We start from the raw sequence: 12,155 nt of genomic DNA on the forward strand, positions 1-12,155 counted from the left end.
GAACTCAAGATGAACCAGGAAGTCCTGAACATCTTCAACGCGGTCCCGGTCACCCCGACCTTCGACCAGATCAAGATCGCCCTGGCCTCGCCCGAAAAGATCCGCTCGTGGTCGTTCGGCGAGATCAAGAAGCCCGAGACCATCAACTACCGCACGTTCAAGCCCGAGCGTGATGGCCTGTTCTGCGCCCGGATCTTTGGCCCGACCAAGGACTACGAATGCCTGTGCGGCAAGTACAAGCGCATGAAATACAAGGGCATCATCTGCGAGAAGTGCGGCGTTGAGGTCACCCTGGCCCGCGTTCGGCGCGAGCGGATGGGCCACATCGAACTGGCCTCGCCGGTCGCCCACATCTGGTTCCTGAAGTCGCTGCCGTCGCGCATCTCGCTGATGCTGGACATGGCGCTGAAGGACGTGGAGCGGGTGCTCTACTTCGAGAACTACATCGTCACCGAGCCGGGCCTGACCCCGCTGAAGCAGAACCAGCTGCTGACGGAAGACGAGTTCTATCGCTATCAGGACGAGTTCGGCGATGACGGCTTCACCGCCGAGATCGGTGCCGAGGCCGTGCGCAACCTGTTGATGGGCATCGACCTGCATTCGGAGGCCGAGCGCCACCGCGGTGAACTGGCCGACAGCCCCTCGGAAATGAAGGCCAAGAAGGCCTCCAAGCGTCTGAAGCTGATCGAGGCCTTCCTCGAAAGCGGCAACAAGCCCGAGTGGATGATCCTGACGGTCGTGCCGGTCATCCCGCCGGAACTGCGTCCGCTGGTGCCGCTGGACGGCGGGCGCTTCGCCACCTCCGACCTGAACGACCTGTATCGCCGGGTCATCAACCGCAACAACCGCCTCAAGCGCCTGATCGAGCTGCGCGCGCCGGACATCATCATCCGCAACGAAAAGCGGATGCTGCAGGAGTCGGTCGACGCCCTGTTCGACAACGGCCGTCGCGGCCGCGTCATCACGGGCGCCAACAAGCGTCCGCTGAAGTCGCTGGCCGACATGCTGAAGGGCAAGCAGGGTCGCTTCCGTCAGAACCTGCTCGGCAAGCGCGTCGACTACTCGGGTCGTTCGGTCATCGTCGTGGGCCCGGATCTGAAGCTGCACGAGTGTGGCCTGCCCAAGAAGATGGCGCTCGAGCTGTTCAAGCCGTTCATCTATGCGCGTCTGGACGCCAAGGGCCTGTCGGGCACCGTCAAACAGTCCAAGCGCATGGTCGAGCGCGAACAGCCCCAGGTGTGGGACATCCTCGAAGAGGTGATCCGCGAACACCCGGTGATGCTGAACCGCGCGCCGACGCTTCACCGTCTGGGCATCCAGGCGTTCGAGCCCAAGCTGATCGAGGGCAAGGCCATCCAGCTGCACCCGCTGGTCTGCGCCGCCTTCAACGCCGACTTCGACGGCGACCAGATGGCCGTCCACGTGCCGCTGTCGCTGGAGGCGCAACTCGAGGCGCGCGTCCTGATGATGTCGACCAACAACATCCTGTCGCCCGCCAACGGCAAGCCGATCATCGTGCCGTCGCAGGACATCGTCCTGGGGCTCTACTACATCTCGCTGGTCAAGGACGGTGAGCCGGGCGAAGGCAAGCTGTTCGCCAACATGGGCGAGATCGACGCCGCGCTCGACGCCGCCGTGGTGACCCTGCACACCCGCATCAAGGCGCGCTGGACTGAACAGGACGCCGAAGGCAACGAGGTGACCAAGGTCATCGACTCGACCCCGGGCCGGATGAAGCTGGGTGCCCTGCTGCCGAAGAACCCGCAGGTCGGCTACCGCCTGCTGGAGAAGAACCTCACCAAGAAGGAAATCGGCAACCTGATCGACGTGGTCTATCGCCACTGCGGTCAGAAGGCGACGGTGATCTTCGCCGACCAGATGATGGGCCTGGGCTTCAAGGAAGCGGCCAAGGCCGGCATTTCGTTCGGCAAGGACGATATCGTGATCCCGGCCAAGAAGGTCGAGATCGTCGCCGCCACGCGCACCCTGGTCGAGGAATATGAGCAGCAGTACGCCGACGGCCTGATCACCAAGGGCGAGAAATACAACAAGGTCGTCGACGCCTGGGCCAAGGCCACGGACCGGGTCGCCGACGAGATGATGGGCGAGATCGCGCAACCGCGCGTCCTGGCCTCGGGTCGTACCGCCGAGATCAACTCGGTCTACATGATGGCCAACTCCGGTGCCCGGGGTTCGCAGGCCCAGATGAAGCAGCTCGGCGGGATGCGCGGCCTGATGGCCAAGCCGTCCGGCGAGATCATCGAGACCCCGATCGTGTCGAACTTCAAGGAAGGCCTGACCGTCCTCGAATACTTCAACTCCACCCACGGTGCCCGTAAGGGTCTGGCCGACACCGCGCTGAAGACCGCCAACTCGGGTTACCTGACCCGCCGTCTGGTGGACGTGGCGCAGGACTCGATCGTCACCGAGGAAGATTGCGGTTCCACGCGGGGCATCACCCTGCGCGCCGTGGTCGAGGGCGGCGACGTCCTGGTCTCCCTGGGTCAACGCGTCCTGGGCCGCTACAACGCCGAGGACATCAAGGAGCCGGGCACCGAGAACGTGCTGTTCCCCGCCGACACCTATCTGGTGGAGGACGTGGTCGAGGTCATCGACCGCGAGGGCGTGCAGTCGGTCAAGGTCCGTTCGGCCCTGACCTGTGAAGCCGAAGCCGGCATCTGCGGCATGTGCTACGGTCGTGACCTGGCCCGCGGCACCAACGTCAACATCGGCGAAGCGGTGGGCGTTATCGCCGCCCAGTCGATCGGCGAGCCGGGCACCCAGCTGACGATGCGGACCTTCCACATCGGCGGCACGGCCCAGGTGGCGGAAACCTCGTTCTACGAGGCGACCAACGCCGGCACGGTCAAGATCGTCGGCCCCACCGTCACCGGCACCACGGGAGACCTGGTGTCGATGAGCCGCAACGTCGTCGTCACCGTCATGGTCGATGGCAAGGACCGCGAGTCGTACAAGATCCCGTACGGCGGCCGTCTGCGCGTCAAGGAAGGCGACGAAACCAAGAAGAACCAGCGTCTGGCCGAGTGGGACCCCTACACCACCCCGATCATCACCGAAGTCGGCGGCATCGTCCGCTTCGAGGATCTGACCGAGGGCCTGTCGTTCCGCGAGGAAACCGACGAAGCGACGGGTATCGCCCAGCGCGTCGTCATCGACTGGCGCGCCTCGCCGCGGGGTTCGGACCTGCGTCCGGCCATGGGCATCACCAGGGGCGATGAGTTCGCCAAGCTGGCCTCGGGCTCCGACGCCCGTTACCTGCTGCCCGTCGGCGCTATCCTGTCGGTCGCCAACGGCGACGAGGTGAAGCCCGGCGAGATCCTGGCCCGTATCCCGACCGAAGGCGCCAAGACGCGCGACATCACCGGCGGTCTGCCGCGGGTGGCCGAGCTGTTCGAAGCCCGTCGTCCCAAGGACTGCGCGGTCATCGCCGAGATGGACGGCCGCGTCGAATTCGGTCGCGACTACAAGAACAAGCGCCGCATCAAGATCACGCCGGAGCCGGATGCCGATGGCAACCAGGGCGAACCGGTCGAGTTCCTGATCCCCAAGGGCAAACACATCTCCGTCCACGACGGCGATCTGATCCAGAAGGGCGACTACATCATCGACGGCAACCCCGATCCGCACGATCTGCTGCGCATCCAGGGCGTCGAGGCGCTGGCCGAGTATCTCGTGAACGAAGTGCAGGAGGTCTATCGACTGCAGGGCGTGCCGATCAACGACAAGCACATCGAGGTGATCGTTCGCCAGATGCTGCAGAAGGTCGAGATCCTCGACTCGGGCGAAACCACCCTGATCCGTGGCGACACGGTCGAAGTGGCCGAGGCCGTGCTTGAGAACGAGAAGGTCGAGAAGCGTGGCGGCCGGATCGCCACCACCCAGCCCGTCCTGCTCGGCATCACCAAGGCGTCGCTGCAGACCCGCAGCTTCATCTCGGCGGCCTCCTTCCAGGAAACCACCCGCGTCCTCACCGACGCGTCGGTCCACGGCAAGAAGGACATGCTGGAAGGCCTCAAGGAAAACGTCATCGTCGGCCGACTGATCCCGGCCGGTACGGGTGCCTACCTGCGCGCTCTGCAGAAGATCGCCAACGAGCGCGACGCGGTCCTGACCAACAACCGCGAAGCGGCGGTCGAGCCCCTGCCGGCCGATCTGCAACTGGAGCTGGCCGAGAGCGAGTAGTCGCTTTCACCAGCTGAAGACTGAAGAGGGCGGTTCCGGCAGCGGGGCCGCCCTTTTTCGTTGGCGTGTCCGGACGCGCATCGACGGGCCGGATTGTTGGCGTAAGGTCTGTCGAGGGAAACGGGGGGCGGATGAACGACCGGAGCACCAGTTCGAGGGAGCGTATTCCGCCGCTTTCGATCCGTCGGGTGACGCTGGCGGCCGGTCTGGTGTTCGCCGCCTATACGGTCGTGTTGCTGGTCGCACGCGGCGGGGGCTTTCTCGAAACGGTGGCCGGAGGCGTGGCCAACACCATTCCCACCGTTCTGCTGGGACTGGCGGCGCGAAGCCTGATCATTCGCCACGTGGCGGGCCGGTCGCCGATGCAGACCGTCTTCGGTCATGTGGTCGTGGGTTTGCTGTTCGTGGTGATGACCTATTGGTCGCTGCTGGTGCTGCTGGGTCTGATCAACGGCGTCTCGGCGACAGAGTTCGATGTCCGTCCCTTTGATCAACGCGCCATGGCCTGGCAGTCGCTGCAGAATGTGACGATCTACGGCTTGATCGCGGCGCTGACGCATCTGGAGATGCGGCCGGCGGGGGATGTCGCCGCGGAGGAGCTTCAGGTCGCAAAGGCGGCCGACCCTGGAACGGGCGATCTGTCGCGCTATTTCATCCGCAGCGGAGAGGACATCCGCCCGATCGACGTCGCCGGCATCGTGAGCATCGCCGGAGCCGACGACTATGCCGAGGTCAGGACCGTCAACGGTCGTCATCTGGCCCGCATGACCCTGGCGGAGTTCGAGGCGGCGCTGGATCCGGATCGCTTCGCCCGGGTGCACCGGTCGCGCATCGTCAACCTGGATCGCATCGTGCGGGCCGAGCCGGCGGGGAACGGCCGGCTGTTGCTCCACATGGAGGACGGCGACCTGATCCAGACCAGCCGTGCGGGTTCGAAGCGGGTCCGCGACCGGGTTCTCTAACCGCCGCAGGCGGTTCGTTCACCGACACCGGATGTCGAACCGCCGCTTTCCGGCCCGGGTTCCCGTGCCGACGCTATCCAGCGGTCAGCCATGGAGGTTTCCCGTTGATGATCCGTCTTTCCGCACTCGGCCTGGCCTTCCTGCTGGCGACGGGCCTGTGTCCTGCAGCCGCCGCCCAAACGGCCGATCCGTCCGCCGCGCGCTTCAGGCTCGCCGCCGGGCAGTTGCTCGATCGGTCCGCTGCCCCGGCGCCGACGAGCCAGCGGATGCGGCTGCAGCTGGCCGCAGGGCGCTACGCCGAGGCCGAAGAGACGGCGTTGCGGCTGGCCGACCAGTTGCGGCCGCAGCAGCCGGGGCGTGCCGCCGGCCTGACGCCGTGGCGCATCTATGCCCGGGCGCGGCTGTACGAGACCCGGGGCGCGGATCGGACGGCGGCCCTGGCCCGGGCGTTTGACGAACTCTACGCCCGGCTGCCGGACCGGGAGATGTCGGCGGTGTTGCCGACCTATGGCGCCAACCTGGAGCCGATGCGCGAGCGGGCGATCCAGACCGCCGCCGCCTGCGTGGGCGTGGTTCTGATCGACTGCGAGACTGCCGCCCAGGCCGTGGCGGCCCAGGCGACGCTGGAGGCCTGGAGCTATCTGGTACCGGCGTCAGAACCCCTGATCCGAGCGGACGCGGAGCGTCGCTTCGTTGTCGACGACGGACTATTGGTCCCGGTCGCCGACGGCGCGGGGATCGCCGTGCTGCTGGTTCGACCGCGATCGGCAGGCGGCGAGCGGCTGACGACCCTGATGAGTTTCACCATCTACAATCGCGACGACTGGAGCTTCGCCGATGCCGTGCAGATGGCGGCCAGGGGCTATGCGGGCGTGGTCGCCTATTCGCGTGGGAAGGGCCGGAGCACTGGAGAGCCGCTCCCCTATGTGAACGATGGAGCTGACGCAGCGACTGTGATCGACTGGCTGGCGGCGCAGGACTGGAGCGACGGCCGGGTCGGGATGTTCAGCGGCAGCTACAACGCGTTTACCCAATGGGCCGCCCTGAAGCACCGGCCAAAGGCGTTGCGCGCCATCGCCACCAATGCCTCGAGTGCACCGGGGATAGACTTTCCGATGCAGGGCGGCGTGTTCCAGAACTTCAGCTACCCTTGGCCCCTGTACGCGGCCAGCGGCTCGGCCCTGGATGAGACGACCTATTCCGACAACGACCGCTGGCAGCGGCTGAACCGCGAATGGTTCCTGAGCGGCCGTCCGTATCGTGACCTGCCCAGGATCGACGGGCGCGCCAATCCGGTGTTCGCCTCCTGGCTGGATCACCCGGACTATGACGATTTCTGGCAGGCGATGACGCCGCAGGGAGCGGAGTTCGCCGACATCGACATCCCCGTCTATGTCCAGACGGGCTATTTTGACGGAGGCATGGTCGGGGCCCTGCACTATTTCAGGGAGCACACTCGCCATCGGCCCGATGCGGATCACCGGATGATCATCGGCCCCTATCATCATACGGCCCAGCAGTCCGGGGTCCTGCCGTCGATCAACGGCTATGATCTGGATCGCAGCGCCATGATCGACTTGACGGAGACCCGCCTGCAGTGGTTCGACCATGTGTTCCGCGGTGCGCCCTTGCCCGAGGTCCTTGGCGACCGGGTGAATTTCCAGGTCATGGGCGCCGACATCTGGCGTCATGTTCCGACCCTGGAGGCGATGGCGGAGGACCGGTTGCGGCTCTTCCTGGGTCCGGTCGGGGAGGGCGGAGGCCATGCCCTGTCACGAACCGCGCCGGACGCGGCCGTCGTGATCGATCTGGAGGTGGATATGGCGGACCGCAGCGGGCTGGATGCGGAAATACCCCCGGGCCAACTGGACACGACGGCGACCCTGATGTTCGAGACCGAGCCCTTCCCGGAGGGGCTGGAGGTGGACGGGGCCTTCCTCGGACGGCTCGATGTCGTGGTCAACAAGCGCGACCTGGATCTGGAGGTGATCCTGTTCGAGCATCGGGCGGACGGCGGTTATTTCCGGCTGGCCTCCTTTCTGGGCCGCGCCAGCTATATGGGCGACCGGCGGACACGCAGGCTTCTGACGCCCGGAGAACCGCACCGGCTCGAGTTTGAAAGCGAGACGGTAGCGGGGATTCGACTGGCCCCCGGCAGCCGGATCGTCGCCCTGGTCGGCGTGCCCTTCCGGCCCGAGGTCCAGATCAACTACGGCACCGGTCGTGACGTCAGCGACGAGTCGATCGCCGATGCTGGAGAGCCGATGGCGTTGCGCTTCCTGCCGGGCAGCTATCTGGACCTTGGGACCAGAGAGGCGGGTCGGTGACAGGCGGGTTCGCCGCGGGACGCCTCGCGCTCGAGCGCCGATACCTGCAACCTGTCCGCGCTATTGACGTCGCCCAGACAACCGGACAGTCTCGACGCTCAGTTCAAACGGTGCGGTTCATGATCAGGACGCAGAACTCGAAGTCGTCGGCGGATCGCGCCGCGTGGATCACCTATGCCGTCATCATGGCAGGGTTCGCCTTCATCGTTCTGGCGACCGGGGCGATGCAGATGGGCGAGATGGCCCACGACGCCTACTGCCCCGAGCACGGCTGGGCTGTTTGATGACCGGTACGCGCCGCGAGACACGGATGGGGACGGGTGCCTGGATCGCCTGCGGCGTCATCGCCGCCGGGTTCCTCTATATCGCTGCGAACAGCTATGCGCTGGATCTCGGCGCCGCTCACCACGACGCCTTCTGTCCGGAGCACGGCTGGGCCTCTGACGGGTCTGCCTAAGACACTACCGCGCGGCACGCGGCGGCGCGCTGGTTGAGCGTGGAAATTTGCGCCAACTCTCGGCTCGCATAGGCTTCGCGGCCTGCACGCGACTATTGCTGTCCCGGAACGGGCCGCATGGCGTCGGGCCTTTCCTGACGCATGCCCGTGTTGCCCACGGTCCTGGCACCCTGACGGATGGCGGGATCCAGATGAGCGCCCGCGCAGCCGACACCGAGGTTTGAGCCGGGACAATCGCCGGAGCCGATGATGCTGACGCCCCCGGCAAGCCCGCGACGACGCGCCTCGTACTGGGCCAGGGCCTGTGCGCCGTCGCGGGCGAACCGGGCGTCACCTGCCAGGGGTCTGCGGAGGTCGGGGGAGGTCCGACGGGAGGACTGGCACCCATGCGCGGAACCGGGACGCTGGGCCGGTCGTCGTCGTCCTCCTCGCGCGTGCGGTCGTGGGTCAGGGACGGGATGGTTTCGCCCAGGACCGGAGCCGCCTCACGAGCGGCGGCGCTGGCGGGCATGGGCTCGCGCGCGGTCTCGCCTTCCAGGGGGGGGCGGGGCTCCATCTCGACGAAGATCGGAGCGGAGGCGGCGCCGGTGAAGACCCGCAGGTGGTCGGCGAACAGACCCCGGGGCCAGCGGCGTCAGCACTGCCGTATGCAGGACGATCGAGCCCGCCAGGACCGCCGCGCGGCGAGGGTCGGCGGGTGAGCGCCAGGACGCGATACCCGGGCCGGCGTTCGACACAGGTCCTCCGCCTATTCCATCTTGCGGTTGTTGCGCAGGCGTTCGTCGGTCATCTCGAACCCGGGCCGCAGGTGGGCACCGGCACAGGTACTGCGCAGGTTGCCGCCCGGGCAGTCGGGGCTGGACATGACGATGCCGACGCCGGAGCGGTTTTCGCGCAGGGCATCATGGGCGGCCAGGGCGGCGGCGCCGTCACGTGCGAATTGGGCGTCGCGGCGCTGTTCGGAGGCCGTCAGGGTGCGCGGGCCGAGTGGACCGGCGCGGCCGGCAGCCGCGTTGAACCGGTCGTCGCAGAGTTGCTGTTCCGAGGCGGACAGGCGGCCGTCCATGGTCCGGCAGCCGCCGGCGCCGAGGCGCATCGAACGGCCGACTGCGGCGGCCATTCCCTCGGGCGTCACCCGCCAGGGATCGACGGACGCCGGGGGAGGACCGACAAGGGGGCTGGCACCGATCCGCGGAGCCGGGGGGGTGGGACGGTCTTCCTCGTCCTCCTCACGCGTGCGGTCGCGCGTGACGGAGGGGACGACTTCGCCGAGCACCGGGACGGTCTCGCGGGCCGCGGCGCTGGCGGGCGCGGGCTCGCGGGCGGTCTCGCCTTGCAGCAGAGGGCGCGGCTCCATCTCGACGAAGATCGGGAGGTCAGGGGTCTCGGTGAAGACCGGGGGATCGCCCGCGAACAGGCCGATGGCCAGCGGCGTCAGCACGGCCGCGTGAAGCAGGATCGAGCCCGCAAAAATCGCCGCGCGGCGGCGATCTGCAGGTGAGCGCCAGGACGCGATACTCAGGCCGGCGTTCGACACAGATCCTCCCCGTCGGTCACGCCACGCTGACGGCGGACCGTGGCCGGAACAGGGCCGCAATCAGTCGATAGCACGCCATGGAGAGAGCGGACGCACGGTCGCGCAGGCGGGGGTGCCGTCCCTGCCGCGGCCGGGGAGGGTGGTCGCGATCACGGCACCGGGTTTCAGCAGGTCGGCGGGGATGTCGTGGACGTCGATCTTGGCGCGGCGGCTGACGACAGCCAGCCCCGCCATCGACCCGCCGATGGCGATATAGACGAAGCGGCGTTCCTTGCCCTCTCGCCGCACGAAGGTCCCGCCCAGCCTGCCGTCGGGGCGCAGGTCGACGGGCATGTCGAAGGTCAGGGGCGCCTCGGTCGACAGGCGGATGTCGTGAGGCGCGTTCTTGGCGTCCTGGCGCCAGTAGTGCAGGCCGGGCACCGGATCGGCGATGGTCAGGCGCAGGGTGACGGTCTCAGTCATGGCTCACCAGATGGGCCCCGCGCACCATGCGGACGAAGGGCAGGGGGCGGTCCTTCCCGGCTCGTCGCTCTGCGCCGTCCGGGATGACAATCCGTTCGGCCACCTCGGCCAGGACGAAGCGGGTGATCGCGGGCAGGTCGAGGGCGCGGGCCTCTTCGAGGGGCAGCCAGGCGATCTCGTCCAGTTCGCCCGATCCGGCGGTCGGTTCTGGGGTCAGCAGCGCCGAGGCGTCGGCCATGAAGAAGCGGGCGTCGAAGCGGCGGGTGCGGCCGGGCGGGGTGATAGCGCGGGCGATGTAGGACAGGGCGGCGAGGTCGGGTAGGGCACCGGCCTGACGGAACTCCCGCCACGGTCCGGCGACGGAGGCGGCAGGCGCGGCGTGACCGAGGATCAGGCCGGTCTCCTCGAATGTCTCGCGCACGGCCGTCAGGCACAGGGCGCGGGCGCGATGCGGCGGCAGTTCGGCCTCCAGCCGGGCGCGGGTCGGGCCGGTCGGGTCGGTCGCCGAGGCGGCGGCGAAGTCGGCGCGGTCAATGCGGCCGCCGGGGAAGACCCATTTCGACGCCATGAAGACATGGCCCGGCGCGCGCCGGCCCATCAGCACGTCGGGGGTCTTGCCCTCGCGGACGAGGATCAGGGTGGCGGCGTCCTTGGGGCGCTGGCGTGGGCCTGACGCCCGGGGGGCGTCGCGGAGGTCCTGGGCGGCGTCGAAGGGCTGGAGGGGCGACGGCATCGGAAACGGATGCCACGGCGACCCCGGCAATGAAAGCGGGACCGCCGCGCGGTCAGCCGCGAACGCGGCCGACGCGGACGAGCCTTCCGCCGGCGCCGATGTCGAGGGCGGGGAGGATGGCCGCCGCGTGATGCTGTTCCGTCATTCGATCTCTGTGTCGCGGCGGGCGAGAATCATGGTCGCGGCGACGGCCAGCGACCAGACGGCGAAGGCGGCCATGGCGGCGACCGCCACCTGCAGGCCGAAGCCGCCGTCCGTGGTCGTGTGCCAGAGGGCCAGGCCCAACAGCGCGATACCCAATACCGCCGCAACACGGCCCGCATTGGACAGGTGCCAGAGCCCGGGAGACCACGAGGCGGCACCAACTGCGAGCAAGACCGTGCCGAGGGCGGTGAGGCTCTGGTTGAGCGCCCAGAACGCTCGTCCGCCGGCTTCGCGGATGACGGGGTCGGAGGTCGAGGCCAGCAGTCGCCCGGTCGCGAATCCGTTGACCAAGGCCGCGCCGGCCAGGGCGAGGAAGCCCGCGCCGAGCAGGAGCGCGCCGGTCCGGGTCAGGATGCGGGTCTGGTCCAGCCGCCGTTTTACGCCATCGAACCCGATGGCGAGGGCGAGGAGGCAGCCGATCATGGCGGCGTGAACGAAGCCATTGCTCCAGTCGCTGAGGAACTGTCCGTCGTCGTGTGTGGTCGAGAGTGAGGTCGGATGGTGCAGCATCAGGACGAGGGCGAGTCCGGTCGCTGCGGCGATGACGGCGCCGTCGGCGCGGGTCTGGTTGGTGGTCATGAGAGTTCCCTGTTTCAGAGGCTCTCTGTGCCGGTAGGGCGCAAACCGGGCGACGGGCGAAGGCGGGCGGAGTCCGGTAACGGACGAATACGGGCAAAAGTCCGGAACCAGGGTCGGCTTCGGGCTGAACCCCGGCGGGGGATCGGCTAGAGTCCGGTCATGACCGAGGCCGTCGAGGACCTGGACCGGCGCAGCCAGAGAACCCGCAAGGCGGTGTTCGACGCCTTCACGCGCCTGGTCTTCTCGCGTCGCTACAGCGCGATCCGGACGTCGGACCTGATCGAGGCGGCGGGCGTCGGGCGCTCGACCTTCTACGAGCATTTCCGCAACAAGGACGACGTGATGGTCTGGGCCATTGACCCGATCTTTGCGCCCCTGGCCGAGGCGGCGGCCGGTCAGGCGAGCCTGCCCCGACTTGGTCTCGTGCTGGACCATCTGTGGGAACGCCGGGCGCTGGCGCGGGTGATGTTCGAGCCGCCGCTGTCGCCGAAGATGCACAGGAAACTGGCGGCGATGATCGAGGCGCGGCTGGGGGAGGGGAGCGACGGCATACCGGCGGCCATGACCGCCGCCGCCTCAGCCGCCGCCCAGCTGGCCCTGCTGCGGATATGGTTGAGTGGAGAGGCACCGTGCGAGCCGGAGGTGCTGGCGCGCAGGCTGGCCGAGGGACGCTGATCGCCGTTCAGCAGGC

General features: G+C 67.9%; 10 protein-coding genes. 6 read left to right on the top strand and 4 right to left on the bottom strand.

Annotated features, from left to right (window positions below):
• Positions 1 to 9 precede the first annotated feature (9 nt).
• The 5 genes from rpoC to ACW18A_RS04495 all read left to right on the top strand — a co-directional run bounded on the left by rpoC (position 10) and on the right by ACW18A_RS04495 (position 7,949).
• A complete protein-coding gene (gene rpoC, locus ACW18A_RS04475; RefSeq protein ID WP_492023603.1) occupies positions 10 to 4,203 on the top strand; it encodes a DNA-directed RNA polymerase subunit beta' in 4,194 nt (1,397 codons plus the stop codon).
• 131 nt (positions 4,204 to 4,334) lie between these two features.
• Positions 4,335 to 5,165 (top strand): LytTR family DNA-binding domain-containing protein, encoded by an 831-nt coding sequence (locus tag ACW18A_RS04480; RefSeq protein ID WP_492023604.1) that lies wholly within the window; start codon positions 4,335 to 4,337, stop codon positions 5,163 to 5,165.
• Between the two features lie 107 nt (positions 5,166 to 5,272).
• The gene (locus ACW18A_RS04485) at positions 5,273 to 7,492 is read left to right on the top strand and encodes a CocE/NonD family hydrolase (RefSeq protein WP_492023605.1); all 2,220 of its coding nucleotides are present in this window, start codon (positions 5,273 to 5,275) and stop codon (positions 7,490 to 7,492) included.
• Positions 7,493 to 7,611: 119 nt separating this feature from the next.
• Positions 7,612 to 7,776: a hypothetical protein gene (locus ACW18A_RS04490; RefSeq protein WP_492023606.1), complete on the top strand. Its 165-nt coding sequence runs from the start codon at positions 7,612 to 7,614 to the stop codon at positions 7,774 to 7,776.
• Positions 7,776 to 7,949, top strand: coding sequence for a hypothetical protein (locus tag ACW18A_RS04495; RefSeq protein WP_492023607.1), 174 nt, complete (start codon positions 7,776 to 7,778; stop codon positions 7,947 to 7,949). Before ACW18A_RS04490 ends, ACW18A_RS04495 begins: the two co-directional genes overlap by 1 nt.
• A gap of 748 nt (positions 7,950 to 8,697) precedes the next feature.
• Here the strand turns inward: ACW18A_RS04495 and ACW18A_RS04500 are convergent.
• From ACW18A_RS04500 to ACW18A_RS04515, 4 genes are all read right to left on the bottom strand, one after another.
• The gene (locus ACW18A_RS04500; RefSeq protein ID WP_492023608.1) at positions 8,698 to 9,486 is read right to left on the bottom strand and encodes a hypothetical protein; all 789 of its coding nucleotides are present in this window, start codon (positions 9,484 to 9,486) and stop codon (positions 8,698 to 8,700) included.
• A gap of 60 nt (positions 9,487 to 9,546) precedes the next feature.
• Positions 9,547 to 9,948, bottom strand: coding sequence for a DUF5990 family protein (locus ACW18A_RS04505; protein ID WP_492023609.1), 402 nt, complete (start codon positions 9,946 to 9,948; stop codon positions 9,547 to 9,549).
• Positions 9,941 to 10,681 (bottom strand): NUDIX hydrolase, encoded by a 741-nt coding sequence (locus ACW18A_RS04510; protein WP_492023610.1) that lies wholly within the window; start codon positions 10,679 to 10,681, stop codon positions 9,941 to 9,943. The genes ACW18A_RS04505 and ACW18A_RS04510 overlap by 8 nt, the downstream gene beginning before the upstream one ends.
• A gap of 141 nt (positions 10,682 to 10,822) precedes the next feature.
• Positions 10,823 to 11,464: a hypothetical protein gene (locus ACW18A_RS04515; RefSeq protein WP_492023611.1), complete on the bottom strand. Its 642-nt coding sequence runs from the start codon at positions 11,462 to 11,464 to the stop codon at positions 10,823 to 10,825.
• A gap of 159 nt (positions 11,465 to 11,623) precedes the next feature.
• On the opposite strand from ACW18A_RS04515, the gene ACW18A_RS04520 reads away from it, so the two are divergent.
• Positions 11,624 to 12,139, top strand: coding sequence for a TetR/AcrR family transcriptional regulator (locus ACW18A_RS04520; protein ID WP_492023612.1), 516 nt, complete (start codon positions 11,624 to 11,626; stop codon positions 12,137 to 12,139).
• Positions 12,140 to 12,155: the final 16 nt, after the last annotated feature.

The sequence above is a fragment of the Brevundimonas sp. AVps5 genome, from assembly GCF_058681515.1.